29 protein-coding genes and 1 pseudogene are annotated in these 26,679 nt (G+C 48.0%); 16 read left to right on the forward strand and 14 right to left on the reverse strand.

The window, feature by feature from the left end; translation table 11 throughout:
* Positions 1 to 882, forward strand: an 882-nt coding sequence (locus Q0986_RS09270) for a TetR/AcrR family transcriptional regulator (RefSeq protein ID WP_299408501.1), incomplete at its 5' end; no start/stop codon positions are given.
* A 16-nt stretch (positions 883 to 898) separates the two neighbouring features.
* On the opposite strand, the gene Q0986_RS09275 is transcribed toward Q0986_RS09270, so the two are convergent.
* On the reverse strand, positions 899 to 1,813 hold the full coding sequence (locus tag Q0986_RS09275; RefSeq protein WP_299408504.1) for an RluA family pseudouridine synthase: 915 nt from the start codon (positions 1,811 to 1,813) through the stop codon (positions 899 to 901).
* Between the two features lie 99 nt (positions 1,814 to 1,912).
* On the opposite strand from Q0986_RS09275, the gene Q0986_RS09280 reads away from it, so the two are divergent.
* A complete protein-coding gene (locus tag Q0986_RS09280) occupies positions 1,913 to 2,314 on the forward strand; it encodes a hypothetical protein (RefSeq protein WP_299408508.1) in 402 nt (133 codons plus the stop codon).
* A 624-nt stretch (positions 2,315 to 2,938) separates the two neighbouring features.
* Positions 2,939 to 3,331 carry an AbrB family transcriptional regulator gene (locus Q0986_RS09285; RefSeq protein WP_299408512.1) on the forward strand — a complete coding sequence of 131 codons (393 nt, stop codon included), beginning with the start codon at positions 2,939 to 2,941 and terminating at the stop codon, positions 3,329 to 3,331.
* Between the two features lie 71 nt (positions 3,332 to 3,402).
* Here Q0986_RS09285 and Q0986_RS09290 read toward each other — a convergent pair whose 3' ends face one another.
* Both Q0986_RS09290 and Q0986_RS09295 read right to left on the reverse strand, forming a co-directional pair.
* Positions 3,403 to 5,145, reverse strand: a complete 1,743-nt coding sequence (locus tag Q0986_RS09290) for an N-acetylmuramoyl-L-alanine amidase (RefSeq protein ID WP_299408516.1) — start codon at positions 5,143 to 5,145, stop codon at positions 3,403 to 3,405.
* Positions 5,146 to 5,342: 197 nt separating this feature from the next.
* Positions 5,343 to 5,564, reverse strand: coding sequence for a DUF2949 domain-containing protein (locus Q0986_RS09295; RefSeq protein ID WP_299408520.1), 222 nt, complete (start codon positions 5,562 to 5,564; stop codon positions 5,343 to 5,345).
* A gap of 368 nt (positions 5,565 to 5,932) precedes the next feature.
* On the opposite strand from Q0986_RS09295, the gene Q0986_RS09300 reads away from it, so the two are divergent.
* Both Q0986_RS09300 and Q0986_RS09305 read left to right on the forward strand, forming a co-directional pair.
* Positions 5,933 to 6,499: a Uma2 family endonuclease gene (locus Q0986_RS09300; RefSeq protein WP_299408525.1), complete on the forward strand. Its 567-nt coding sequence runs from the start codon at positions 5,933 to 5,935 to the stop codon at positions 6,497 to 6,499.
* A 178-nt stretch (positions 6,500 to 6,677) separates the two neighbouring features.
* Positions 6,678 to 7,091, forward strand: a complete 414-nt coding sequence (locus tag Q0986_RS09305) for a DUF4332 domain-containing protein (RefSeq protein WP_299408529.1) — start codon at positions 6,678 to 6,680, stop codon at positions 7,089 to 7,091.
* A gap of 21 nt (positions 7,092 to 7,112) precedes the next feature.
* On the opposite strand, the gene Q0986_RS09310 is transcribed toward Q0986_RS09305, so the two are convergent.
* Positions 7,113 to 8,390, reverse strand: coding sequence for an aminotransferase class V-fold PLP-dependent enzyme (locus Q0986_RS09310; RefSeq protein ID WP_299408532.1), 1,278 nt, complete (start codon positions 8,388 to 8,390; stop codon positions 7,113 to 7,115).
* Between the two features lie 386 nt (positions 8,391 to 8,776).
* Between Q0986_RS09310 and Q0986_RS09315 the strand changes: the two are divergent.
* The 5 genes and pseudogenes from Q0986_RS09315 to Q0986_RS09335 all read left to right on the forward strand — a co-directional run bounded on the left by Q0986_RS09315 (position 8,777) and on the right by Q0986_RS09335 (position 13,858).
* A pseudogene (locus Q0986_RS09315) lies at positions 8,777 to 9,123 on the forward strand (hypothetical protein).
* A 458-nt stretch (positions 9,124 to 9,581) separates the two neighbouring features.
* On the forward strand, positions 9,582 to 11,603 hold the full coding sequence (locus Q0986_RS09320; RefSeq protein WP_299408539.1) for a glycosyltransferase family 2 protein: 2,022 nt from the start codon (positions 9,582 to 9,584) through the stop codon (positions 11,601 to 11,603).
* A 65-nt stretch (positions 11,604 to 11,668) separates the two neighbouring features.
* On the forward strand, positions 11,669 to 12,511 hold the full coding sequence (locus Q0986_RS09325; protein ID WP_299408544.1) for a DUF547 domain-containing protein: 843 nt from the start codon (positions 11,669 to 11,671) through the stop codon (positions 12,509 to 12,511).
* A gap of 5 nt (positions 12,512 to 12,516) precedes the next feature.
* Positions 12,517 to 13,149, forward strand: a complete 633-nt coding sequence (locus Q0986_RS09330; protein ID WP_299408547.1) for a Vat family streptogramin A O-acetyltransferase — start codon at positions 12,517 to 12,519, stop codon at positions 13,147 to 13,149.
* A 133-nt stretch (positions 13,150 to 13,282) separates the two neighbouring features.
* On the forward strand, positions 13,283 to 13,858 hold the full coding sequence (locus Q0986_RS09335) for a Uma2 family endonuclease (protein ID WP_299408552.1): 576 nt from the start codon (positions 13,283 to 13,285) through the stop codon (positions 13,856 to 13,858).
* Between the two features lie 113 nt (positions 13,859 to 13,971).
* Here the strand turns inward: Q0986_RS09335 and Q0986_RS09340 are convergent, their stop codons facing one another.
* A complete protein-coding gene (locus Q0986_RS09340; protein WP_299408556.1) occupies positions 13,972 to 14,193 on the reverse strand; it encodes a hypothetical protein in 222 nt (73 codons plus the stop codon).
* 383 nt (positions 14,194 to 14,576) lie between these two features.
* On the opposite strand from Q0986_RS09340, the gene Q0986_RS09345 reads away from it, so the two are divergent.
* Both Q0986_RS09345 and Q0986_RS09350 read left to right on the forward strand, forming a co-directional pair.
* Complete coding sequence (locus tag Q0986_RS09345; RefSeq protein WP_299408561.1) at positions 14,577 to 15,776, forward strand: FAD-dependent oxidoreductase; 1,200 nt, start codon at positions 14,577 to 14,579, stop codon at positions 15,774 to 15,776.
* 51 nt (positions 15,777 to 15,827) lie between these two features.
* Entirely contained in the window at positions 15,828 to 16,574 is a 747-nt protein-coding gene (locus Q0986_RS09350) for a creatininase family protein (RefSeq protein WP_299408564.1), read from the forward strand.
* Between the two features lie 24 nt (positions 16,575 to 16,598).
* On the opposite strand, the gene Q0986_RS09355 is transcribed toward Q0986_RS09350, so the two are convergent.
* Positions 16,599 to 17,156 (reverse strand): peroxiredoxin, encoded by a 558-nt coding sequence (locus Q0986_RS09355; RefSeq protein WP_299408614.1) that lies wholly within the window; start codon positions 17,154 to 17,156, stop codon positions 16,599 to 16,601.
* Positions 17,157 to 17,331: 175 nt separating this feature from the next.
* Here Q0986_RS09355 and Q0986_RS09360 point away from each other — a divergent pair, with 175 nt between their 5' ends.
* Both Q0986_RS09360 and Q0986_RS09365 read left to right on the forward strand, forming a co-directional pair.
* The gene (locus tag Q0986_RS09360; protein ID WP_299408569.1) at positions 17,332 to 17,565 is read left to right on the forward strand and encodes a CTB family bacteriocin; all 234 of its coding nucleotides are present in this window, start codon (positions 17,332 to 17,334) and stop codon (positions 17,563 to 17,565) included.
* 153 nt (positions 17,566 to 17,718) lie between these two features.
* Positions 17,719 to 17,952, forward strand: a complete 234-nt coding sequence (locus Q0986_RS09365) for a CTB family bacteriocin (RefSeq protein ID WP_299408572.1) — start codon at positions 17,719 to 17,721, stop codon at positions 17,950 to 17,952.
* 153 nt (positions 17,953 to 18,105) lie between these two features.
* Here the strand turns inward: Q0986_RS09365 and Q0986_RS09370 are convergent, their stop codons facing one another.
* The gene (locus Q0986_RS09370) at positions 18,106 to 18,432 is read right to left on the reverse strand and encodes an antibiotic biosynthesis monooxygenase (RefSeq protein ID WP_366918552.1); all 327 of its coding nucleotides are present in this window, start codon (positions 18,430 to 18,432) and stop codon (positions 18,106 to 18,108) included.
* Between the two features lie 412 nt (positions 18,433 to 18,844).
* Here Q0986_RS09370 and crtD point away from each other — a divergent pair, with 412 nt between their 5' ends.
* Positions 18,845 to 20,371, forward strand: a complete 1,527-nt coding sequence (gene crtD / locus Q0986_RS09375; protein WP_299408581.1) for a C-3',4' desaturase CrtD — start codon at positions 18,845 to 18,847, stop codon at positions 20,369 to 20,371.
* Between the two features lie 5 nt (positions 20,372 to 20,376).
* On the opposite strand, the gene Q0986_RS09380 is transcribed toward crtD, so the two are convergent.
* The 5 genes from Q0986_RS09380 to Q0986_RS09400 all read right to left on the reverse strand — a co-directional run bounded on the left by Q0986_RS09380 (position 20,377) and on the right by Q0986_RS09400 (position 24,143).
* Positions 20,377 to 20,724: a XisI protein gene (locus Q0986_RS09380; protein WP_299408585.1), complete on the reverse strand. Its 348-nt coding sequence runs from the start codon at positions 20,722 to 20,724 to the stop codon at positions 20,377 to 20,379.
* Entirely contained in the window at positions 20,712 to 21,128 is a 417-nt protein-coding gene (locus Q0986_RS09385) for an element excision factor XisH family protein (RefSeq protein WP_299408590.1), read from the reverse strand. The genes Q0986_RS09380 and Q0986_RS09385 overlap by 13 nt, the downstream gene beginning before the upstream one ends.
* 239 nt (positions 21,129 to 21,367) lie before the next feature.
* Positions 21,368 to 22,072, reverse strand: coding sequence for an HAD family hydrolase (locus Q0986_RS09390; RefSeq protein ID WP_366918551.1), 705 nt, complete (start codon positions 22,070 to 22,072; stop codon positions 21,368 to 21,370).
* A 21-nt stretch (positions 22,073 to 22,093) separates the two neighbouring features.
* The gene (locus tag Q0986_RS09395) at positions 22,094 to 22,387 is read right to left on the reverse strand and encodes a hypothetical protein (RefSeq protein WP_299408593.1); all 294 of its coding nucleotides are present in this window, start codon (positions 22,385 to 22,387) and stop codon (positions 22,094 to 22,096) included.
* A gap of 94 nt (positions 22,388 to 22,481) precedes the next feature.
* Positions 22,482 to 24,143, reverse strand: a complete 1,662-nt coding sequence (locus Q0986_RS09400) for a GMC oxidoreductase (protein WP_299408596.1) — start codon at positions 24,141 to 24,143, stop codon at positions 22,482 to 22,484.
* A 379-nt stretch (positions 24,144 to 24,522) separates the two neighbouring features.
* On the opposite strand from Q0986_RS09400, the gene Q0986_RS09405 reads away from it, so the two are divergent.
* A complete protein-coding gene (locus tag Q0986_RS09405; protein WP_299408601.1) occupies positions 24,523 to 24,912 on the forward strand; it encodes a VOC family protein in 390 nt (129 codons plus the stop codon).
* Positions 24,913 to 24,949: 37 nt separating this feature from the next.
* Here the strand turns inward: Q0986_RS09405 and Q0986_RS09410 are convergent, their stop codons facing one another.
* Positions 24,950 to 25,462 carry a hypothetical protein gene (locus Q0986_RS09410; RefSeq protein ID WP_299408606.1) on the reverse strand — a complete coding sequence of 171 codons (513 nt, stop codon included), beginning with the start codon at positions 25,460 to 25,462 and terminating at the stop codon, positions 24,950 to 24,952.
* A 311-nt stretch (positions 25,463 to 25,773) separates the two neighbouring features.
* Positions 25,774 to 26,217 carry a hypothetical protein gene (locus Q0986_RS09415; protein WP_299408609.1) on the reverse strand — a complete coding sequence of 148 codons (444 nt, stop codon included), beginning with the start codon at positions 26,215 to 26,217 and terminating at the stop codon, positions 25,774 to 25,776.
* Positions 26,218 to 26,679 lie beyond the last annotated feature (462 nt).

The raw sequence follows: 26,679 nt of genomic DNA on the forward strand, positions 1-26,679 counted from the left end.
GCCAATAGCCAAGGCGCACCCGGAAGCATAGATCGCATCATCTTCTTTGCTCGCTATAAAATTGTGAAAGATTCGTCGTGTTTTAAAAATATGACAGATAATTCATATTCGTCAAGTCATTTTCGTCGCCAGCCCAAACAACAACGAGGTAAAGACAGGGTCGATAAAATTCTGAAGGCAGCAGCAGATATCTTTGACCAAGTGGGTTATGAAGCAGCCACCACCCACCAAATCGCGGCCAAGGCTGGGACTGCTGTTGGCTCTCTCTATCAGTTTTTCCCCAACAAAGCCGCTATCTTCAACGCCATGGAATTGCGCCACATTGAGCGCGTCAAAACTTTTTGGAGTAAACTCAATACCCCAGAGGTGGTGCAGTTACCCCTACGGCAAATGATGCATCAGCTGATCACAGCATCGGCTGAACTTTTTGGACATCCCGTATCGCGGGCTATCTTTATTCAGTTTTATATCTCGCAGGATATGTTCCAGTCTATTGATGAAAGCATGACCCAAGAAGCCATTAACTTTCTAGCGAATATCCTTCGACAGCGCAATCCTTCTCTGCCTGAGGACCAATGTAGCTTGCTGGCAGAGGTCTGTGTTCATAGCAGTAATGCCGTTACCTTGTCTGCCTTGCGGACCAACGACTTGGAGTATCGCCAGCGGTTAACTGAACAAATTGAAAATTTGCTGACGTCATATTTAGCACCCTATGTAGGGGATAATCTCACTCATAATGTAATGAAAGTAATGATATGCCCTCATTGTCATTCGGACCAAATCTCTAAAAATGGATTCCGTAGGGGGCAGCAATGTTTTCTCTGCAAAAACTGTCGTAAACAATTTGTGGAGTCCGTAGCCGTGACAAGAGAAACATCATAACTGTGGATAGGGGAAGTCACCTTTTGAGTTTCATCGGTGGTGGACTGACCTGCTGCAGCTTTAAACCGGTGCGAGGGTGAACAAACTGCAAAGAATAAGCATGGAGACAATACCCACAATCTCCTGGAACACTGAGAGAATCCACGGTAGAGGATCTGGGCTGGCCGCCAGCTACATACAGCGGATCACCGATTAAGGGATACCCGACGGCTGCTAGGTGTATCCGAATTTGGTGAGGTCGCCCGGTCAAAATCGTCACAGAGAGTAATGTGGAGTCGGTGCGGCGTTGGAGGACTTGACAGAGACTATGGGCAGTTCGCCCTGAGGGCGTCGCAGCGTAGACATATCCCAAGCCCGGATACGCAACTTTGCCAATGGCATCAGTGATTTCAAACTGATCGGATAAAGGCGCGGCGACTTGTTCAGGGCCGATCAAGGCTCGATAAACTTTGTGAATCTGTCGATCTCGCATTTGCTGGCTCAGATGAGCGCGGGCCTGTTGCGATCGCGCCACCAGCATCACCCCTGAAGTGCCTCGACCTAACCGATGAATAGGGCGCGGCGTTTCTTGAGGAAAGCGTTTCTGTAACTGATAGAGCAACGTATGCTCTAGAAATCCACCCCCTGGTAGTACGGGTAACCCTGAGGGTTTATTAATGATCAGTAGGTCTGCATCTTGATACAGCACGTCAAAGCTTAGGGGGACATCCGGTTCCTGCCACGGCGGTCGATGATAGGTCAACCTTTGTCCTGGTTCTAAAACAGTTTGGGGAGACCGATGCTGGCCCGCTACTCGCACTTGGCCGATTTCAATCCGCTCCTGCCATTCTGCTCGGCTGGAATGGCGATATCGCTGAACATAAAAGTCCAGCAGGGTTAGTCCAGCCCCTGAACGATCGACTTGATCATGATACGTCCATCCTTGGTTCATCTCAAAAATGGCTTGCCTGGGAGTTGGGTGTGCGTGAACCGACTGGAACAGCAACACTCAATCGATAAAATTGAAACACCATTCTTTTGGGGAGCGCTTGTGCACCAATTCAAGTATTTACCGTGGCCAATGCTGAGTCAGACAGCCCTGATCACGTTGGGATTAGCAACGGGGATGGACTATGGGTTGACGTTAATTTTACCGCCTGCCTCACAAGATCAAATTTTATCCCTGTTTGGTCCGCCCTTCGGCTTGCTGTTTTCTTCTGTAGTGGACATGGTGCTGGGGATTGTGGGTGTTCTGGTGTTAGAAAAGCTAATGGGACCCCGTTCTTCTATCTATTTAGCTACTCTATGGGGACTCATTCTTTGCCTACTGTTGGCGCTGATATTGAGGTCATTTATTCCTATTCCTGGACTCTTGTTAAGCCAATCCCATCAAATCTCTATTGTCGGTGTCTTAGTGGGAGTGTTTGTTAAAAGTCAACGATATTGGCGATAGCGTTGAGGTTGTCTTTTAGTTTGCGGCTCAATCGTCCCTATTTTTGCCATTCTCCTCATTTTGGCTCTGGGAAGTCTCTGCACCGTGCATGCGGCCCGTATTGGGTTACTACTTAACCAGAATAAATTTAATGTAATACTTAATGTTAGAAAACTTCTGCTAGAAGATACGTCAAACTTTTACACAAGCTTTTACAGAGGCGATCAACGCTACCCCCTGATTGATCAACCTTCTGGTGAGCACAAGGGTTGAGTACTTTCCAGCCTTCAGTGCTAGTGTGGCCCAAACTTTTTCTTGCAGAGTGAATTTTAGGGAGGCTGTTATCGGCGTTTTCCTAGAGCAAGGTACTGCACCTCTAACCCTTTCTTCTCAACAGTCTGAAGTGCTTGTTTGTTGGAGTTTTATCTGCTCTTGAATACAGGGTGAGCTATACTCTATGAGATAACTTTTTCTAGTGTTTGCACTAGACTTCTAACAAAAACGATAAAACTAGGAACAAAAAAAATATTTATGTTTTTATTATCGAACCTATCGTTTTATTCTTTTGTTATAGTAAAAGTGCTTTCTTTTTCTTAAGCACTTTCCTGATTTGTATTCAAGTGAACATATCTGCTCTAGAGACCTATGCCTAAACAAAAAACACAATCGAATAAGCCCTTAACGGGAGAAAAACTCCTGAGTAAAATTAAACAGCTCGATCATCTTAGTCGTGAGGAGAAGGCGAAAGCCTGCGGTTATTATTCGTTTGATCCAGATGGGTCGGAACGATTAAATGTGATGGCTTTCCTGAACGCTATCCTTGATGCAGAGGGGGTGAACCTGGATGCCAAGGTGTCACAAAATGGTTCCAGTACCACTGGACGTCAACCTAGCTACACCGTTTCCGTTCAAACGAATGGCAATTTGCTGGTGGGAGCGGCTTACACTAAACAAATGGAGTTAAATCCGGGCGACACTTTTGAGATTGCCCTGGGCCGTAAGCATATTCATTTAACTAAAATTGAAGCTAAAGGTTAAGAGTTTAACCGGTAAGCACCACTCTTCAGATAGGGTGAGCTGAAGAGTTCTTGCTAGACGAGGCATAAAACTTATTTTTGCTTACACCAGGCTGCGATCGCATCTGCCATACTTTCCGCCAACTGCTCTTGAGCCTTCGGATCCGTAATCCACTCGAACTCCGTTGGATGAATCATAAATCCCAATTCCATCAGAACTGTCGGAGCCACTGTGGGCCGAGTCAGCGCTAAATTATCCCAAAAAATGCCATAGTCAGGACGCTTCAGATTATCGACTAAGTAATGGTGTAAAAAGACGGCTAAATCATGGCTTTGGGCATGGTACCAAAATGCGCCAATGCCTGCCGTATTCTCAGCATCGCCACTGTCTGGTAAGGCATTGTAATGGACGCTAATCGCAATCGTCGGTTCCGTCTGGTTGATCACATCTACGCGATCTTGAGGATATAAATCATCGTCACCTTCGCGGGTCATGACCACCGTCGCCCCTCGCTTTTGAAGCGCTTGCTGGAGCAGCTTACTGACGACGATTGTCACATCCTTTTCGGGTAAACCCGTTGGTCCCCGTGCCCCTAAATCATTTGGACTGCCATGTCCTGGATCGAGCAGAACTTTGACGTTCGACAACCCTTGACCCGCAGGTGGGTGACGGAGCGATAAAATCAGGCTGGTGCCATCATAACGGAGCTTATATCCCCACTGCTGCTCTGGCTTGAGGTTAAATTGATACTCAACCTTGTTGGGCGCAGGTTGTTGCCAGTCTAACCGTCGAATTACCGGATCATCATTCATAAAAATAACGTCGGTTTGGGCAGTGGTGTTATGCAACGTCAGGGTAAAGGTGCGATCGCCTTGCTGGACACTAATCGGCACAGGGGTTTGCAGTGGGAACACTACCTCTGTCCAGCCGGGCACTTGGCGACTGCGAATACTCCGAATAATTGAATGCGGCACACTGTTCTGGGACAACGCTCGGGTTTCTTTGGCCTTAATCCAAGCCCCATAATCCAGCCGTAACCATTCCCCTTCTCGTCCAGTGATGCGAGCCTGAGTGCCCTTGGGCAAGGGCGTCAGACGAGAATAATTGGTGCTGGGTCCTGTCCGAGCCACTCCTTGGTCACTGGTCACTTCAATCACAGAGACGTCTTGAGGAGAGAGGATTTCGATCGTATTAGATCCGGTACGCTGTAAAGTTTGTCCTTGACGCGTCAGTTGGAACACCGGCTTGCCCACTACGCCGGGTTGAGCAAAGGCGGTACAGCCTTGATAAACGCTCGCCTGATCGGAGGTTTGAGGCTGATTTTGCTGGGTTAAAGCTGCGGAATTGGGCGGTAAATTGACGGACTGTTGGGGTTGCAACGAGACGGTTTGGGAGCCGATCTGCACCGATAGCTGGGCACCGGGTTGCGCCATCGTTTGGAAACAAACGGGTTCATTGGGCAGCTTGGCGATATCGGCTTTAGGCTCTAGTGAGTCTTCGACCCATCCTGTCGGTGCCGGTGACGGAGTCGTTGAGGTGCGGGTGATATTGAGGGTTAACTGTTGGTCACCGTACTGGAGATTAAAGGTATTCTCGCCGATGTTGAGCGGAAAGCTAGGGGCAAAGTTGCCCGTTGGACTGCGCTCAATCACCTTGCCATTAATGGTCACGTCTCCCTTGGCGGGGGCGGTACCAATCAGGAAAATCTGAGTAGCGGTTGTTTTGTGCCCATTGGCGGGGTAGACCACATTGAGTGCTTCCCCTGCCCAGGACGTTGGAGAACTGGCTAAGAACCAACTTCCCGTGAGAACTGCTAATCCCAAAATTCGCTTCATGGACTTTATGCTGCACATCCACTTTAATCAAGCGTAATCCAGGAGCGGTGTCAAATAGAGAGTGGAGAGCGATGGCCTTGTTCTTCTCTCAAGAAGGGGTGACCTGCTACGCGCTGAGTGCAACTCATCCAAATAGGGTGGTGTTGCTCCAGTTAGCGGTGAGCAATGAACTGGGAGGATGGTCCGTACGCACGGTGTTAGGCCATTTGTATTTCCAGAGGATGAGAGGCTTCCCGCTCTAGCCATTCAAAGACGGCATTCAGTTGATTCAAGTTGATCAGACCATGCTGCCAGAGCACCATATGCAGCTGTCCCATCAAGGGATCTTGGCGGCGAAGGGCAACGTTTAATTCTGCGGTCGAGATCGCTAAATCGTCTTGGAGGAATTGGATAAATTTTTGCTGAAGTGAAGATGACATGAGTGCTAAATCCTAAGATTAGGAAAGGGGTAAAGGTAATGGATGTTGAGGAAGTCTCCCTTACTGTCCTCTCTCAGCCCGCAACGGTAGCCGATTAGTCACTATAGTGCCAACACAACCTGCATAAACTAACGGTAGAAATACTGAATTCCCTAGCTTGTCAGGATTTTTCCGTATAACTATGGAGAGATTTATCAAGCTAGGCAAGTCAATTTCCGTGATTCCCAGGACACTTTGTTGGCCTAACTTTATATTGGTTTTACTTTTCTTATAAGAGGCTTTTAAAAATCTGCAAGTAGGGTAAATTTCTAACGTTGCAAATGGCCTACTGCTAAACTGAAGACACATTTTTTCATGTCTCAAGAGCGATGACCGTCTCACTGCCCAATACATTAAGCCTGGAAGAATTTCTGAAGATGCCAGAAACTAAACCAGCGAGCGAATATATTCGAGGTGAGATTGTTCCAAAACCCATGCCTAAAGGGAAGCATAGTCGATTGCAGCTCAAGTTATGCAATCACATCAATGACCGTGCAGAGCGCGCAAATATTGCTTATGCTTTTCCTGAACTGCGTTGTAGCTTTGGCACTCGCTCCATTGTTCCAGATATAGCAGTGTTTGAATGGTCTCGAATTCCTTTTGAGGGAGATGGCGAAGTTCCCAATGATTTTGGGTTACCCCCAGATTGGACGATTGAAATCCTCTCGCCTGAACAGAGTTCAAATCGAGTCATTGGCAACATTCTCTATTGTTTGCAGCAGGGCAGCCAATTGGGTTGGTTAGTTGATCCAGCTGATCGGTCTGTCTTAATTTTGCGATCGCAGCACGAGCCAGAGCTATTTCAAGGCAAGGATGCCCCTCCGGTCTTATTGGGTATTGATTTATCGCTATCAGTGGACACCATTTTTGGTTGGCTGAAAATGTCAGAGCGTTGAGTGTCCACCCTACTCTTTTCTGCCTGTTAACAGGTAGAGTATGACCTCCAGGCTGAAGGGATTGAACATCCTGTGGTTCGGATCAGAAACCTAGACGCACACCCCCTTCACTGGATAGAGTAAACAAGCTAAACGAACCCTATCTGCTTTGTAGGGGGACCATCCTTGACGTGCCGGAATGACCTCGCCATCGACTGCGCCACTTGCCCAACTCCCTGGTTTGAGTTCTGACCATCTCAGCCAGCTTCAGGACTGTGGAATTACGACGATTAGAGCGCTCTATACGCAGACACAAACCTTGGATCAGCGCCAACAGTTAGCTGCTCAACTGCAACTGCATCAACAGTACATCCATAAATGGGCTGCCCTTGCAGAACTGTCTTTGATTCCTGGCGTGGGGACAAAGCATAGTGGTTTGCTGCTCCATGCGGGAGTGGGGTCGACAGTTCAATTAGCGCAAATGCCCGCCGAGCGTCTCCATCGCCAATTACTCCGCTTACACGTGACAATGTTGGGGCAAAACTCGCTTTGCCCAACCGTAGCTGAAGTGACGCAGTGGATCTTCCAAGCGCGTCGCCTTGTCCGCCGTTAGTTCGGTCTGGTTCAGGACTGACTAAGCCAAGTCACGAATATGGTTCAACACACGATCGATTTCATCAGGAGTATTGTAAATACCTGGAGTTAAGCGAGCATAGGACACGTCATACGGCGTGGTGCTGGCAATAATATTTTTGGCCTTCAGCTTTGCAACCACCGCCTTGGGCGAGAGCCCTTCCACATCGAAACAGATAATTGCGGCGGATAAATCCTCGTCTATGGGGGTATACAGCTTGATATGCTGCATTTTTGATAGACCTTTTTTCAGTTGGCGGCTGAGAGAATGCAAGCGTTGGGTCACGCGTTCTTTGCCGATCTGTTGGTGAAACGCAAAGGCTTGAGCCATCGCCCATTGATGCTCAAAGGATTTAAATCCCCCCGGTGTCATCCAAGCCCCCCAGCCGGCCCTGCCTGAAAATGTTGGAATTGTCGGTGTAACGGCGTCTTGAGTTTCGGGCTTGCCCCAAATAAAGCCAGAGCCACGCGGGGCAAACATCCATTTATGGGTGCCAGCGACGAAGAAATCACACCCCAGGGCAGGTAATGCATCCGCTTCTACGCCCAAACCGTGAACACCATCGACAAAAAACAGCACCCGATCCGCTTCTGAGCGATGTTGGTTCAGTTGCTGTAGTTGGTCCGCAATTTTTGCGATCGGAACTTTGAGGCCTGTGCTGGAATGGACCCAGGTTGCCGTTACCAGACGCGTTTTGGGGCTAATGCCCTTGATCAAGGTCTCGACCATTTCGTCTTGACTGACGGTTTGGATATCCTGATACAGGGGAATTTCTTTGACTGTTGCCCCAGTTCTGGAAGCCTTATAGTTCAAAGATGTATGGGTGGAGTAGTAATCAAAGGTGGTGGTCAGCATTTCCTGATCAGGACGAATGCTCAGCCCATTAATCACTAGAGCTGTGCCCATCGTGGTGCTGTCTGTTAGAGCAATATCACTGGCTTGAACCCCCAAATAGTCGGCTGCATTATCTCTTACCTCTGCCACTAAATCCTGTCGATGGTCGTAGAGATAGTGGGTAGGGTTGTGATCGAGTCCCTCGCGATGCTTATGGATGGCGGTTTGAACGGGAGCGGGATGAGAGGCAAGTAGCAAACCCGCCATATGAATATATTTAGGGTCCAAATTGAAGTGAGATCGGACGTCTCGCCAGTTATTTAGGCTTTGATGTTCAAATTCGTTTTCGGCTGGCTTGCTGGTGGCGGTTTGAGGGTTGACCAGAGTACCCGCAGCTGTTCCCAAACCTGCGGTGAGTAGAAAGTTTCTCCGAGACCAAGCCATGGCGGTTTTTCCCTAGCAGTTTGAAACCGATCCTACAGTCTAGAAATCAGATCTTGGATGTGGTTTTCTAATTGTTTAAGGGCCTCGTTTGGATTCTTACGATCGATATCATGTACATACCAATAGTGAATTTTGTGCTCCCAGTCTGGAAATCGTGCTTGCCTCAAGCTCTGTAGGGATGATAGTTTTCGCACCAAGGTGAAGGAATACACCAATAATCCGGGGAAGGCTGCGGCTTTAACGGGTCTGATGGTCTATGTGATTGATGGGGTAACGCTACCGATCAATCCAGCGATTGCGGTTGTGGTGTTGTTGTAGGTATTGAAGTTGGGGCTTCGCCCCTTTTGTGACTACACTGAGCCTGTAAGCGAATAGGAGGATTCTCCATGACGCTGGCTTCCTCTAGTCTTCTCAGCATTGAAGAATTTTTAAGCAGCTATGGCAATAATCCCCGCTATGAGTTGGCGGATGGAGAGCTCATTGATAGGTCACCCACTGGTTTTCACGAGACTGTGGCGGGCAAAGTTATCAGTCAATTGAGTATTGAAATTAATCGGCAAGGGTATCAATGGGTCATTCCTCGCACGTGCTTAATTCGCCCCTTAGCAGATGCTGTGACGGCCCATTGATGGGTGATGACTATCAGCAAACGCAGTATTGGCTGGGACAAGCGGTTACTTCACCTTTGTTGCCGAATCTATCATTGCGGCTAGATGATGTGATGCCGCGATAGGCCATTTATGCGGATACGCATTACAGTGGGCATTTAGCTCTTGATCCGCTACTCATCTGATGTTTAGTGCTCAGAGAACTCTGACATTTCTGCTGTTGAGGTTGAAAGAGATCACTTGGTGAATCTGATACCTTACGAGGTGTGGACGATCAGGTTTTTGAGCCTGAACACTTGAATGAGGAACAGATGAGCCTGACCCCGCCGGGTTTCCAGTGGGACCTAAGGCAGTGGCGGTTCATGTAGGAGGCTCCTGGTTGCCACTTGGAGGCTGAACTTTATGATCTATACAAGATATGGCAATGATGGCACAAAGCTAGATTGTCATTTGTGGGTTGAGGACCAGGGTGGCGAGGTTAAACTCTCATCATGCTCTCAGAGAACACTCAGCTCATTCAGATCTTCAATTTAATCTTAATAAGGTTGACTAGCTTTATAAGCCTCGTAAACATTCTTCCTGCATGACAGTTCTTGCCACTAATTTCGATGACACCCTGGTCATTATCCCTGTTTTGAACGAAGCAGAAACGATTGGAACCGTCATTTATTCCTTGCAGGACTTAGGACTACGACAAATTCGGGTAGTCGATAATGGTAGTTGCGATCGCACCGCCGATATTGCCCAAGCTGCCGGAGCCGAAGTCCTCTCTGAACCGATTCCTGGCTATGGTCGCGCCTGCTGGCGAGGCATGCAAAATATCCCTGAACCGATCCATTGGATTCTGTTTTGTGATGGCGATGGCAGCGATGATCTCTCTGTCTTGCCCGAGTTTTTTGCCCAACGCCAAGATTACGACTTCATTTTAGGTAATCGCCGTGCCCGCCCTGATAGTCGCGCCGCCATGACCCCTGTCCAGAACTGGGGAAATGGCTTAGCCACCACCTTAATTCGCTGGGGATGGGGCCATCCCTTTCAGGATTTAGGTCCTCTGCGGCTGATTCATCGCTCTCGCCTAGAACGGCTCCACATGCAAGATCGAGGTTTTGGCTGGACGGTTGAAATGCAGGCCAAGGCCGCCGAACATCACTTAAGAACCTGCGAAATTCCCCAAGGCTATCGCCCTCGCCAGGGGGGGCGCTCCAAAATTAGCGGCACGATTAAGGGAAGTGTTCAGGCGGGCAGCGTTATTTTGAGTACCCTAGCGATCCTCTATGGCCAACATTTGCAACGACGCTTTGCTCAATTACCTTTGCGACAATATGCGGTTTGGCTCAGCGCCATTCTCCTCATCGCAGGCTGCGCCATGATCGTTCCTTATGGGGATTTTACCCAGCCCGGTAGGGTCCCGCCTTTTTGGCGAGGGGTGAGTGTGATGGGGTTAGGATTTGTGGTGTCTTGGATATTGCCCCAGGTCTCAAAGGTGTGGTTTTGGATGGTTGCGATCGCAACCCGAGGCATCCTCCTGGCCATGCCCCCCGGCAATGATATTTGGCGCTACCTCTGGGAAGGGCGGTTGCAAAACTTGGGATTCAATCCCTTTGAGCTGCCGCCTGCGGCACCTGAACTGGTGGCACTGCGTACGACCTGGTGGCCATTGATCAATCATGCTGAGATCTCAGCGATTTATCCGCCGATTACCCAATTGGGCTTCCGAGGATTGGCTGCGATCGCCCCCTCTGTATTGCTGTTCAAGATTGCATTTGTGGCAGCAGATTTAGGGGTTTGTTGGTTGCTGCAACGGCGATTTGGCCGTCTGAAAACTCTTGTCTATGCCTGGAACCCACTGATTATCTACTCCTTTGCGGGAGGAGCCCATTACGATAGCTGGTTTATTCTGCCTTTAGTTTGGGCGTGGCTCTGTTTGGATACCCAACCCCGTAAAGCGACTTTGACACTGGCCGGATTAGGTTTACTGGGCGTCAGTATTGCCACTAAATGGATTTCTCTACCGATCATTGCGTTTGTCGGTTGGCGTTTCTTAAAAAAACGGGAGTGGATATGGGCTAGCATTGCCGTTCTATTGCCAGGCTTACCGATGCTGATCAGTGCCTTACCTTTTTGTACTCTGACAAGTTGCCCTTTAATTCCAACCAGCTCCTCTTTTGTGACCAAAGGCCGTAGTGCTGAATTTTTACCCATCGGTTCACTGTTATCGGCCCCCGAATGGCACAATGCGATTTTGCTGATACCACTTGCGATCGCGCTCCTCTTTCTGCTCTGGCGCTCCACCCAAGTGGGTGATTTTACCGAACGCTATTTAGGTACGTTATTGCTGCTCTCCCCTGTGGTCCATGCCTGGTACTTTACTTGGCTGATCCCCTTTGCCGTTGCCAGCAGCAATTGGGGCACGCGTTTAGTCAGCCTTTCCGCCTTTGTCTATTTTGCCCTTCCCCACCGGGAAAGTTTAGGAGCAGGGACCTGGCTATTGACCTCTCGTGAGTGGCTTTGGTTATGGAGTCCTTTTGTTTTAGGGTGGCTAGGGACCTTGTGGGTTCAGCATTCCCTACCACTTTTTAATACCCGCCCAGGAATCTCTCAGTAATTTCTCAGCTCCATCAGGCTTCATAGAAGCATATAGTTTTTTGAGATGCCTGGAGATCAATAGAGATGAAAAAGTTAACCCCCTTTTCTATTTTGTTGCCAGGTGTGATTTTACTGTCGAGCTGTGCCAATCTGCCATTTATTGGCGCTGAAGACATTCCCGTCCAAGCCTCGATTGATACCAGCAAGCCCTTTAGTAACGATGAATATGCCAAGTTGCTGGCTCAATACGTCACGGATGAGGGTTGGGTGAACTACACAGAATTGCAACAAAACCGGGGAGCGCTGGATCGCTACTATGCCCAATTAGCAGCCGTTACGCCAGACACTTATAAAAGCTGGAGTACAGACAAACAGTTGGCATATATGATGAATGCCTATAATGCCTTAACCTTGCTTGCCATTATTGAGCAAGAGCCCTTGAAAGGTAGTATTCGCGATATTCCTGGTGTCTGGAGTTCTAAGAAATTCCAGGTTGCTGGTGAATCCAAAACTCTCAATAATATCGAGCACGATATTATCCGCCCCACTTTCAACGAGCCTCGCATTCATGCAGCCCTAGTCTGCGCTGCTAAAAGCTGTCCTCCCCTGAGGAATGAACCCTTCACAGCCGAGAATGTGGATGCTCAGCTAGAAGATCAAGTTAAGAGATGGCTTGCCCGCCCTGACAGTGGTTTTCAGATTGATCGACAAGAGAACAAAGTTTATCTATCTAAAATCTTTGACTGGTATGGTGATGATTGGAAACCTGATTTTGCTGTCAAGGATCAGTTCAGTGGTGATGATAAGCAAAAAGCGGTACTCAATTTCATCAGCAACTATGTCTCTGCGGAAGACCAAGCCTATTTAAAAGCGGGCAAGTATCAAGTCAGTTATCTAGACTATGATTGGTCCCTTAATCAGCAATAAACTCCATGGAATACCCTGACCCCAACATGGTTCACCCCATGACGGGGTTTCCTCAGGTTTGCTTTATCAAAAATACAGTCACCAATCCCAACATCATCATTGGTGACTACACCTACTATGACGACCCCGTTGACTCTAAGAACTTTGAGCGCAACGTCCTCTATCATTTCCCTTTTGTCGGCGACAAGCTCATCATTGGTAAGTTCTGTGCTCTATCTAGGGGAGTTCGGTTCATTATGAATGGGGCGAACCATAAAATGTCCGGTTTCTCCACCTACCCTTTTGAAATCTTCGGCAAGGACTGGCAACGGGTGACCCCTCAAGGGGATGGATATCCCTATAAAGGAGATACCGTGATCGGCCATGATGTCTGGGTTGGACATGAAGCCGTTATAATGCCCGGCATCCAGATTGGTGATGGGGCAATTGTCGCAGCACAGTCAGTGGTCACTAAAGATGTTCCGCCCTACACCATTGTGGGTGGGAATCCAGCCAGCATTATTCGACAACGTTTCCCAGATGAAGTTGTTCAGGCATTGCTAGAGATTGCCTGGTGGAATTGGGATATTGAGAGAATTACAGCTAATTTAGAAAAAATTGTCGCTGCCGATCTTGAAGTATTGCGAGCCTGTAGCTGATTGGGCATTTGCATGGTGTGCTCTCTAGGCACAGCTGTTGTGTAGACATGAAAGGGCCAGTCGCACATTGCTGGAGTCCTGTCTGAGTAATAGCCAATACAATAGAACTGAGGATGATTCGCAAAGGCTTCTCATGACTGCCATCTGCCTAAATCTCGATTCTTTAACCAGTGAACTCACTCATGAGCAGTTTTATGAACTGTGCATAGCCAACCAAGATATCGCAATGGAGCGCAGTCCTCAAGGAGAGCTGATTATTATGCCCCCAGTTGGTGGAGAGAGTGGTATTGGTGAAGCCAATTATATTACCGACCTGAATATTTGGAATCGCCAGACAGGGCTAGGGAAAGTCTTTAGCTCTTCCGCGGTGTTTAATCTACCGGGTGGAGGCGACCGCTCACCGGATGCGGCTTGGGTGCAGTTGAAGCGCTGGGAAGCCCTCACACCCGAGCAACGCAAAAAGTTCCCACCGATTTGCCCTGACTTTGTTATTGAATTAAGGTCTGAAAGTGACCGCTTGCAACCTCTCCAGAGCAAAATGCAAGAGTATTTAGCGAGTGGCTTACGCCTTGGTTGGCTGATTAATCCTCAAGATCAAACCGTTGAAATTTATCGACCTGATCAACCCGTAGAAGTGCGCCCTCTACCAGCAACTTTGTCTGGAGAAGAGGTGCTGCCTGAATTTTCGCTGGCAATTTGTGAATTCTGAAAAAGAGCAGCATCAATCTGTAATGCACCACCACTGAGGTGCTAGATTCATCTCGCTCTCCTTCGATGACAGCAAGGGATAGGTCCTGATTATCAAGGCGTGAACGGTGGCAATTATTGGTGATAGGAGGAGGGACGGGATTGCGATCGCTTTGCCCGCATCTCGCTTTTCGCTGGAGTTGCTTCGGTAGGTGATTGGACCTGTGAGGCCACCCACTGATAAGACGACACAATTAAACCAGGGCCAAGATTGGGTGCTGGGATTAAATCAGCTAGTGCGATCGCACTTACAAAGACAGCAGCCAGAATTTTTGGATTAATTTTGAGTGTGTCCATAACTGGCGTCCTTATCAATGCAAACAGGCTGTACTTATTTCCATCGTTGCGATCAACATAAAGGATAGCCGTGATAGATTACAGTATCCTAGATGACTCAGATCACAGGCATAGGCTTAGAGCTGTTTAATACTGACAATCTAGTCGCTTTATAGGTCAAAAATCAGGCGATATCCGGAATTATCAATAATTTTTAATTTATTTGAGTAACCTATATTCCCAAATATAAAACACTTGTCTGAGAGGAGAATGAATGCTCTATAAGTTTTCAGCGTCCGGTTCACATCGCATCACTGCTGGTCGTCAATAACTTATCCAGGCGTTATCCACTACCCTGGTGCCTATTCCGGTAGGTTGGGATAGATCCTATAAAACTTCAGATCATGTCCAAGGTCATCATTGTCGGTGCTGGACCTACAGGTGCATCGCTCGCACTACTTTTAGCCCAGCGAGGGATTAACGTTACGCTCGTGGAAGCCACTACGAGCTTCCGCAGAGTCTTTCGCGGTGAAGGCTTGATGCCTAGCGGCCTAGCAGCATTGGCACAAATGGGAGTCTTAGACCTCCTGGAAACAGTGCCCCACCAAGCCTTAACGACTTGGGAATATATTTTAGAGGGGCGGAGAATGTTCCAAGCCCCAGAACCTTTCCAAGCCCATACGTTGCCCTGCACTTTAGTGTCTCAACCTGCGCTACTAGAAGCGTTAGTCCAGCAAGCACAACATTATCCTCAGTTTGCATGGATCTCAGGAACTGCTGTGAAAGCCTTACAACGCCAAGAAAATCGCATCACAGGGGTCCAGCTCGCCAATGGCCAAACCTTAGAAGCTGATTTAATTATTGGAGCAGATGGCCGCAATTCCCTCATGCGGCAGCAGGCCAACCTGGAAATGGAGACCCAGTCCCATTCGATTGATTTATTGTGGTTTAAGCTGGCGGATAGCTCTTGCTTGCCTCCAGAGAATGTGTTTTACGCCATTGTCCACGGCCGGCAGACGATGGGTTTGTTTCGCAGTGCCGAAGGTAGCTTACAGTTGGCATGGGCCTTATATGATGACGATCCTACGGACTGGAAGACCATCGACTGGCCCGAAAAGATTGCCGTAGCCTCGCCCAACTGGTTAGCCCAGCATTTGCGAAAGCATGCTCAAGATCTAGAGCGCCCGTTGTTGCTATCTGTTGTTGTCGGTCGCTGTCCCCAGTGGTCAGTTCCAGGGCTTCTCATCTTAGGAGATGCAGCCCATCCCATGTCGCCGATTCGCGCCCAAGGAATCAATATGGCCCTTCGGGATGTGATTGTGGCGGCTAATCATCTGGTCCCCTTACTCCAATGTTCTGTGGCTCCTAAGGAACTAGATCGGGTTTTGCCGCATATTCAGGCTGAGCGAGAGCCAGAAATTATTCGGGCTCAAACCTTGCAAGATGAAGAATTAGCGCAAGGCGATCGCCTCCGTCATAGCCCGCTGTTACGAACCCTCGTCAAGTCGACTTTACCGTTTAGTGGTCCCGTGATTCGGGCGTCATGGCTGCGGCGACAACGTCAACTGCGCCAAGGTGTTACTGACGTTCGCCTCCAGGTTTAGGCAGACCTGGCACAATGGAATGACGTTCGGAATCGCCCCAAAGGAAGTCCTATGCAGCTTCATCTCTGTACTTGGCTAGAAGTTGAAACTTATCTACAACGTTCTCAAGGCATCATTCTGCCCATTGGATCGACGGAACAGCATGGACCAACAGGATTGATTGGCACTGATGCCATTTGTGCCGAGGTGATTGCCAAAGGTGTTGGCGAAATGACCCAGGCACTGGTGGGTCCGACCATCAATGTTGGTATGGCGCTGCATCACACCGAATTCCCCGGCAGCATCAGTTTGCGTCCCTCTACTCTGATGCTGGTAATTCGAGATCATCTGGTTAGCCTGGCACGCGCCGGATTTCGCCAGTTTTTCTTTATCAATGGACATGGAGGGAATGTCGCCACGCTCAAAGCTGCTTTTTCGGAAACCTATGCCACGATTGCCGATTTACACTTGCCTGACGCCGACCAAACTCGCTGTCGTCTCAACAATTGGTATATGAATTCTCAGGTCTATCAATTGGCCAAGGAACTATATGGCAAGCGAGAAGGCTCCCATGCAACCCCGAGTGAAGTGGCGGTTACCCAGTTTGTCTATCCCGAAGCGATTAAAGACGCCCCGCTGAGCGCTGACGTTGCCTCTGGCCATCCTATCTATGGGGCAGCGAATTTCCGCCAACATTATCCCGATGGCCGGATGGGGTCTGACCCTTCTTTGGCCACACCGGAGCATGGGCAGCGTCTCTATGAAGCAGCAGTAGAGTCAATTGCAAAGGATTACCAAACGTTTATGGAAGCCACTTAGCGTTTTCTATTTCCTTGCCTTCGCTCAGGCATGATCGGCTTGCAATTCGTCTAGGCGGGCTAACACCTCTTCGCTATGGATAATGGGGCGAACTTTTACGTAACGCTCGCGTAAGATACCGTCTGGATCAATCAGGTAAGTATGGCGGAGTGAGAAATAGCTCATCCAAGACCCGTACGCTTTACTGACGCTACCATCTTCATCCGCTAGAAGCGGGAACTTTAACCCTTCAAACTCACAAAATTCTGCGTGACTATCGACGGAGTCTACACTTACCCCAATCACTTGAGTATTCCGCTCAATATACTTCGGCAAATCTTGCTGAAATCGTTGAGCCTCAACGGTACAACCCGGCGTAAAGTCTTGGGGATAGAAGTACAAGACCACCCATTGGCCTCTATAGTCGGCAAGGGAAATCTCACCATCGCCACTATTACTGGACAAAGTAAAGGTGGGTGCAGGTTGGTCCAGTGGCAGTTGGTCACCTCCCATCGCTAAGGCAACGGGCGAAGTGAAGCTCAGGGAACAGACCAGTCCCAGAACTAAGCAGGTATAGATCAGAAAGTGGCGCAGTGTTTTCATACCTTGTTTATACACAGAACACACCATCTTTTGCACAGGATCGATGTGTCCTCAATCACCGTGAAACGTCTCAGACATCACTGAATGACTCAAAACCGGATGGTCTAATACATTCAGTAACAAGTTGATACGCGCCTCTAAGCGCCATTCATCATCTATCCTTTGAGGTCAAGCCATGTCTGAATTATTTACTGAATTGTCTGATCAACAGCAAGAACTCGTTGCTGGTGGAGCCATTACTACTCTCAATATTAATGCCACAAGCTTCTACTCTGATACTGAGTTGTTGGGTTCTAATGGATTAGCGGCTTCCACTCCGGGTGGTTCAGCTGCTGCGGGTAACATTGCTGGTGCTAACCAGGAAATTTATACAGATGCACTTAGCGTTCAGTTTGGTGCGGTTGACTAATCTCAACGCTGAGTCCAGTCACCAACATTAACGTCGGAGCGGCTAAACAGTCGAATGAGTTTGAATGCGTCACTCATTCCACACGCTCACTCAAGTCTGCATGTTTAGTCGCTCCCAGATTAAGTTCACATCTACTTACTGCGGGATAAAACCATGTCTGAATTATTTACTGAGTTATCCGATCAACAGCAAGAACTCGTTGCCGGTGGTGCTGTTACGACGCTTAATATCAACGCGACTTCCTTCTATTCCAATACTGAACTGCTGAGTTCTGTCGGTGGTGCCGCTTCAGGCCCTGGTGGTTCAGCCTCCTATGGTGCGATTAATGCCGCCAATCAAGAAGTGTATACCGATGCCAAGAGTATTCAGTTTGGTGCGGTTGACTAGTTCTACAGACTAGACCCACGATTGCTACAATCCCCCCAATTTCAGAGAGATTGGGGGGATTTTGGTGCTGTGTGGCCTGGATTGAGATCTGGCATTGGGTGTGGGCTGTGTCGTGGTAGTGATCTCAAACTACTGCTTCTATGTATCGGTTTTCTAGGTTTCGCTGGGATCAATCTTGCAAACCAGTTCATAGACCGAAACTGTGGGCGGATCCGAAAAATAGGGAGCCATCTGACTGAGAATGGCTTTTTGTTCCTCTCCTTCATGGGCTTCCATATCTTCTAAGTTATCCCATAGGATCACTGATACACCTTTGTCAGTACCGGGTTCTTGAAATAGATAAGCCCCTTCAAAGCCATCAGAATAGGTTGCGATCGCTTGTTCATACAAATGCTGAACTTCAGAAAATTTCCCCGGTTTGAATTCACCAATCGCGACTGACGCAAACCGTCGCTTCAAACAATCTTGAAAGTCTGACATCATGTACTCCTTCCGCAGTTGCAGAGAACGTTAGCTAGGGTCTGGGGGTGGACAAAACTAGCCTGAACTGTTGATCAAGCTTTTTGTCTAAACAGGCTGATCCATATCCATAGCGTAGAAGGTGGCCTGCCTAATACGAGGGAACTTAATCAACATCTAAGGAAGTCCCCACAGGTTGATCGCCAAGCGAACCGTGTATATGTATTCACTCTTTCCCACCCTGAGTTCGAGCCAGTGACTGCGGGAGGAAAGGGTGAGATGATGCCTTAACCACGTCTTGAACGTGTCATCAACAATTACTGAAATGGCGAGGAGGATGGTACTGGGAGTGACAATGCCCATAGAGCACTAGCCTCCTGGCTCGCACGGGTTAACGTTATAATTTCATTAAGAAATGTAACTCTCGTCTCCCATGTCTTCATCTATCCGCCACAACGCTAATGTCATTGTCATTGGTGCAGGCATTGGTGGATTAACCGCAGGAGCATTATTGGCAAAGCGAGGCTATCGCGTCAAAGTTTTTGATCAAGCCTGGGTGCCAGGAGGCTGTGCATCTACTTTTAAGCGGCGAGGGTTCACCTTTGATGTAGGTGCAACCCAAGTGGCAGGGCTTGAACCCGGCGGTATCCATCATCGAATTTTTCAAGAATTAGGCGTTGAGATTCCTACTGCAAGCCATTGTGATCCGGCTTGCGCTGTCTTTTTACCCGGCGAAACAGAACCGATTTCCGTCTGGCGAGACCCAGACCAATGGCGGGCAGAGCGGGAAAAACACTTTCCCGGTAGCGATGGATTTTGGCAACTGTTAGCAAACCTGTTTCGCTATAACTGGGGATTTCAATCCCGCGATCCGGTGATTCCGCCGCGTAATCTCTGGGATGGCTGGCAGCTTTTGCAGGCCGTCCGTCCTGATACCTTACTGACGGTTCCTCATCTATTTACAACGGTGGGGCAACTCCTCAGACTCACAGGTCTCGGAAATCAACGCCGCTTAAAAACGTTTTTGGACCTCCAGCTCAAGCTGTATTCCCAGGTCAATGCCGATCAGACGGCTTTACTGTATGCGGCAACGGCGCTCGGAGTATCGCAAGCGCCCCAGGGTTTGTTTCATTTGCAGGGCAGTATGCAGGTGCTGAGCGATCGCATCGTCGAAGCCCTGAAAAAGCATGGGGGTGAACTGCATATGGGTCATAGCGTTGATCAAATTCAGGTGCAAAGTCAGGAATTTTTAGGTGTAAGCATTCGTCAGCAAAAAACAGGTAGGACCTGGACTGAATCGGCGGATCATGTGGTGGCCAATGTGACGGTGCAAAATCTCGTCCGTTTATTAGGAGAGGATGCCCCCAGACAGTATCAGCAGCGGGTCAAAAAACTCCCCCCCTCCTCTGGAGCCTTTGTGATTTATCTCGGGGTAGACGCGGCTGCCATTCCCGAAAACTGCCCGCCCCATCTGCAGTTCCTCTATGATTATGACGGTCCCATTGGCGAGAATAACTCCCTGTTTGTCTCGGTGAGCCGACCAGGGGATGGCCGCGCCCCTGAGGGGAAAGCCACGATTATTGCGTCTTCTTTTACGGATCCAAAGCTATGGGATGAAGCCGAGGATTATGAGGTGCTGAAGCAAGCGTATATGGAGGGTGCGATCGCACGTCTGAGTCAATACTTCCACCTCACCCCAGACACCATCATTCACCAAGAAGCAGCTACCCCCAGCACCTTTGCTCACTTTACAGGCCGCAGCCAAGGCATTGTCGGTGGTATCGGTCAGCGCCTATCCACCTTTGGTCCTTTTGGATTTGCAACGCGCACGCCGATTAAGCGGCTATGGCTGGTAGGAGATTCAACTCATCCCGGCGAAGGTACAGCAGGAGTGAGCTATTCTGCCTTGACTGCCGTCAATCAATTGATGGCAATGGACGGTACACTCTCGATGCAGTAGTTATTTCAACCCACAGCATAATCACTCATTTCACGCATAAAAGGCGGATGAAAGCCCAATACAATATCTCCTTTCGGCACGCCCAAATCCACTAAATCTGCTGCCACATCATGTTCCGTCGAATTATTTAGAATCCAAATCTTATTTTTCCGAATATCTAAATGCACAACACAATGATGGACCCACCGCTTATGTTGCCAACCTAGATGCACAATTTGGTAGCGACATTGCTGTATATCAAAAATAGTCTCAACTTCAATATCTCCATAAGCAGGCTTGCTGCTGGCATAACTCAGCAATAATTGCTCTACTATCTGTCGATATTGAGTCACTTTGTCGATCAAGCTATCCATCGTGAAATCTTCTCTATCTGAATATCGTAAACAATTAGTTTTATCGCATTCTCTTTAATAATTGATGCTGGAAAGTCAAGCTGAAAAAAGCTATTGTATGTCAAGTCTGGAACAGCCAAAAATAGAATTCGATCTGGCTCTTCACGTTGTAGCGCTGCCCTATAGTTAATGAACTGCCCCAGTGCCGTATGAAATTCTGAGATTGTGGATGCAGTGGCTAAAAAGCTTTTGATTTCAACCGCAATTTTTTCTTCTCCCCGTTCTGCTGCGAGTAGCCGTTCTGCCCCCAGATCGACTTCCATGTCTACACCTCCAACCTTAATCTGTAGTGGATCGTGCGTTACATCCCATCCATCCTTGATTAAGGCAGTTTTGACAATTTGATGAAAACGATCCCTAGCCAACGGCTCTCTTCCTCAACTGCTATAGATAAACCTCGATCTCTTTTGCGTGGTTTATCTCTATTATGGCCTGACTTCAAGACTCATTTCTTGTGTCTGAACTACCCATAATCTCTGGCAATCTCAACTTCTAGCTAGTTTGGTTGAGTGAATCATCATGGACGTCATGGAACCGTAAGAGAGTCAGTTATCCATTCTTCTCAATTTACTTTAAAGCCCAGCGTTGCCTTTTTGTCTGATCGCTACCTTCCAACGATCTTGGTCACTTCAAGGAGAGAATGGATCTCAAAGGTGGGGACAATCTCTGATCTATTTTGCTCTCCCTTGCGATTAAGCCAGACTGAGATGGCTCCGACTCCATTAGCTCCTGCAACATCTGACTCTAAAGAGTCACCAATGTGTATCAATTGCCAAGGTTGACAACCTGCTTGTCTACAAGTTGACAAAAATATTTCAGCATGGGGCTTTTCGACGCCAATATCCTGGGAAAAAATTACGAAATCAAAATAACCTGACAGACCACACTTTTCTGGATATCCATTTCCATTAGAGAGCAGGCCAATGGAAAAGAAATCCTTTAGAACATCTAAGCCAGGAATGACATCGGGATAGAGTTCAATATCCTCAAATCGATGTTTTAGATAGAGTTGGTTTAAGTCGGCGGCCAAGACTGGATCATGCCAATGAATCAACTCCAATGTTCGCTGGAACGCTATTAGTCTGATTTGTTCAAGGTTAGCTGTTCCTCTTAACTCAGCCGCAACTGTATTGCGAACATCAATCATTTTGTCTATGTTCAATTGGGCTGCAGCCTGATCAGGAACATGACGTCTCAGTTCCTGGAGCGTGAGAGATAGAGAATGGCGCATGACTTTCTCAAAATCCCACAACGTCATATCGCCATCAAAAGAGATAACTTTGATACTACCTAGGTCATGTGTGGCCATGATTCATCGTATCTGGTGGGGCTACAGAGAAGCTGGCTGCTCCAACAGCTCAAGTAAACCCACCGTCCCCACAAAAAAGGTATATAGCCCGTAGGGAATGGGCGATTGCTCCCGAGATTTAGCAAACAGACTCGCCACTACCCCTTCCACCGCATGGGCCGTCAGGGCAAATCGTTCAAACCAAAACAATCCAGTGGGGAGTGGAGGAGATGGGCTACCCGTCTGCAGGGCATAAAGAGTCCATATTTCCACCCCCAATGCACCACAAATTAAGAGGGGAGAAAGAACTTTGATAATCGGGTAGAACTGTTTCATAGCTCTACCATAACCCCAGTTCGAGATAAGCTAAACCCCTAAAACTCGGGGTCGGCTAGCACCCTGCTGGAGTAGTGCTAGCCGACCCCGAGTTTTAGCCCAAATGCTGGGACAGTCGTAGAGCGAGTCCCGCCAGGGTACGCACCGGATTGGCTGCCGTACTGATGGGCATCACCGACATATCGCACACATATAGGCCAGCAGTCCCTCGAACCTTCAGGTCTTCATCCACCACCGACTCTTGGTTAAAGCTGGCATCGCGATTGGCTTTCCAGGGCATTCGCAAGGTCCCGCAGGCATGATGAACGGTGCCCCAGCCAAAGGGCCATTGCTGGCCATTGCCACCGCCATACTCTCCTGTAATCACGTCTACTTGATTGAATTCAGCAAAGACGCGATCGCGTGTTTGATTCAGCAGGTTGAAAAATGCCTGAGGGTCTCGTTGCCAGCCCGCCAGTGCCGGAAAGCGAGACTGTAAGAGATCATCCAGCTCCGAAAAGCGCTTAAAGCGAATATCCGGGGTGTAACCATCCGCCGCATGGGAGAAAATCCCGTTTTCATCATCTAGGCAATTGGCAAAACTGTACTTGATATCAATGCGCGTCTTACTGGTATCGTCCACCTCAGGGGCAGCGGAGGGGTCATTGTCGCGCAGGTGCCAATATTCGTGATTGATATTCATCTCGATATTAAAGGGATAGATCAGATGGCCATTGGCATCCCGATTCCCGCGGGAGTAAAAGATGATTTTGGCGTGATCTCGACGACTGAGGGGAATATTGCCTAGAGAAGCTACATAGGCCTGAGATTCGCCCGACACCGGGTGATCCGTTAACCCAAAGCCGACTCGTTGCTTCACGGAATCAGGGAGGCTCTGGTAGACCGTTGACCGATTGATCAGCTTTGGACTTTCCGTAGACCCCGCTGCAATCACCACCTTCGGGGCATAAAAGCTCACTTGTTCTCCGGTGATGGTGTTAGTGGTTTTGACCTCATACCAGTCAAAGGGCAGGTTGTAGATACCTTCTACAAAGCTAGTCAGCTTGAGAAAAAGCCCATTGCCATTTTGGTCGGCACCGGGCGTTAAGCCCACCTGATTGATCAGCAGTTCAGCCGTGTTAAAGACCCCCGTTGGTTCCACAAAGAACTGATCGCTCGGGGTGCCATTATCCTCAAGATACGGTTGATGGAGTGCCCGAGGGGTCTCCTTGATCTCAAAATCTGCGTTGAGAGGGCTACTGCGAAAATGCTCCACGATTCTCTTTGCCTTCTCTCCTAGGGAGATCGACTCATGCATCCGATCCGCAGCTAAGTCTAAGAACTCTGAGGTCAAGGCCTGGCGTACATTGTCGGGGAAGAATTCCAGTTCCCAGTCCTGGGCTTCTGGGATCAAGCCAGACCAAAAGATGGATCGCCCCCCAAAGGCAAGTTGGGGCTTGCCGCCAATAAAATGACGGTCGGACTCTGCTTGTTGAAAGTTATCAACACCAAAATGGTTGGCTACGGCAGAGTTGGGAATTCGACTGATGTTGTAGACATGGGTGGGATAAATAAATGATCCCGCATCCACCACTAGAATTCGGTGACTCTGACCCAATCGATCGGCGAGGTCATCGGCGAGGATGCCGCCACCCATGCCAGACCCAATCACAATAAAGTCAAAGTCTTTATTGGGGCCATCATAGTCTCGAATTAAGCGGGTATGGGCTTGGGGTTGCTCGGCTACTAAATTGACGTAGTTGTTCTGAAATGGCATCTTGTTTCCCCCTTTTGTGGGTAGTTCGGATTCTAAGTACTCAAATAGATGCCTGAACTTTTGGACCACCGAAGAGCAGGTTAAGCGCTAACGCAGTGCTCTAGGGAGGTCAATGCAGGCTTTACGTGGCTGGGAAGCACAACATCACTCAAAGCAAGTTGGAAGTTTTAGGGTTCTTGCATCAACATAGTGGCAGCGCCCCATATTTCTATAGGATCTAAATCACACTTTTGAGCAAAAGTGGGGATTAAAAATGAGCGTTTAGGGTGGTCATCATTTGGACTGCCATCTCAGGTGCTAGCCAACACATTGCACTGGCTGATTGCTGGATATCGGCTGGCGAGGTTTGGCTTCACAAATTCTAGATTGAGGATCTCAAATGAAAATCTACATCACCAGCGTGTTTGTTGATAATCAGGAACTCGCTCACGACTTCTACACTAAGGCGCTCGGCTTTGAAACCAAGCATGATATCCCGATGGGCGAACACAGGTGGTTAACGCTCATTGAAAGTGAAAATCCTAACGGAGTTGAACTCCTCCTCGAGCCGAGTTCACATCCTGCCGTTCCACCGTATAAAGCTGCTCTTGTTGCGGATGGGATTCCCGCAATTTCGCTGCGAGTTGCTGATGTTCATCACGAATTCGGGCGGTTACAAAGCCAGGGAGTTGAGTTCACGCAACCACCCACTAATATCGGAAACTTAGTCTCGGCTGTTTTTAATGACACGTGTGGCAATCTCGTCCAGATTATTCAATTTGACGACTAGCATCATGGAATAAGATTCTCAAAATTGTGCTACACCATCAATCTAAATAGCCCATCAAATTCCCACTTGTAGAGGTGCTATTTTCGGCAATCGGACGATTGCCGGGTAAAGAGGCGGAGGGAGTGAGGGACGAGTCTAAGCTAATAACAGGACGATTGCCATACATGGCAACGATATTTAAATCACTTTGGAAGACGGGACGATGGTGAGGTAAATGATCGTTACTGATCACTTGTCGTGTGCCTAACAGTACAGGGCGGCTACCAGGCAATGTTTCAGAGGGGACGAGTGCCAGATTTCCTTCAACAATCGGACGATGATTCGGCAGTTCGGGTGGTACGTACGCCACAATCGCTTCGCTAGCGTTGCTTTCACTGGTTGGGGTGGCACGGAGTTCGTCAAATCCCCACCCCTTCTCGGGGAGCGATGGAAAGGGCTCTCCTTTTACGGCTGTGATTTCGTATCCTTTATCTCCGCCTCTGGGGCCGACGACCGGATAAAGGCCACTCTCTTTGACAATTTCACCTTGACTAAAGACTTTTTTGCCCATCACATTTATCTCACTGCGGATCTTGAATAGTTTAGGTGTGAGTGACAACCTCTAGTCTGAAATTCAACGTTAGTGGCAGACGCTCACTCTTTATTAAGAGTACTTTGAATATTGCGATGCAAAACATCATATATTTAAAAAATAGAAGATCCGCATTAAAAAGTTAGTCATGAAGCCTGTTTTGGGAAAGGTCAGAGTGGATAGTAGCTGTACCAATAGATATTGAACGGGATAATTTCAGGTTAAATGTGGCATTATCTCTAAAATATTCTTCTTTAGACAAGGAAATGGAGTATCGCCTTTGGCATGAGCTAAATGACAGTATCAAAAATGAAGGCTTGAATAGATTGAATCACTGAGCGTGCTTTAGATGAGTGAAATTGTGTACTTCCAAGAGAAGTAATCGCTACATTTTGGTTTTCACACTTGAGTACTACCCTTGGTAGCGTAGGCCCTTGTGCTGATGTGCCTTTAGCCCTAGTAATTTTAATGGATTTTACTGACTTTAAAGGTAGGGCAATAACGGGTGCTGGTCTAATCAAAGCCCACCCTTTTACTTGAACAGATTGTTCAACTTTATCAAAGGTTGTTGTTTTGCCTCGTATGAAAATTAACCCAAAAATAAGTATGTGAAATAAAACAATAAACGCAGTAATGATATCTTCGGAATTGCCTGTTATAAATGCAAAAAATGTTAAGGCTAAAAAGAATAACAGAAAAACAATCGGCAGGATAGGTCGCTCAGTGACAACCATGCGGCTTTTAGTTTGCTCTATTACTTTAAGCATTATTTGAAGAGGGTCCTACTTATTGACTCGGAAATAATTTTTTGTATAAAATAAACAGCCTTTCTTTCTCTCAAAGCAGAGCTGCTCTCAATTTAGCACTTTTGCTTAGGGATTGGTTGTGGAGGAACTTGCCGATTTAAAGATAAAATATTTATGATTTGTAGTAAACGTGACTAATATTAGGGTCATGTTTATAAGTTAGGCCTATCACTCTTCAGAAAGTTTGTTTTACAGAATTTTTTAGATAGATAGACCCTAAGATTTGGCCTTGATGCTGAACTGAAAAATAACTTTTAGTAGACTTGCTAGTTTTTTTGATGCTATTAGAATAGACCTCTTGCATAATTAATTTTGCGATATGGTATTGACCCTGATGTTCTTCTTATTCAGTCCCATATTCAATGAATTACGAAACAGCCCAAAAGCTCA

The organism is Acaryochloris sp. IP29b_bin.148 (assembly GCF_028285565.1).
Classification (GTDB): Bacteria; Cyanobacteriota; Cyanobacteriia; order Thermosynechococcales; family Thermosynechococcaceae; genus Acaryochloris.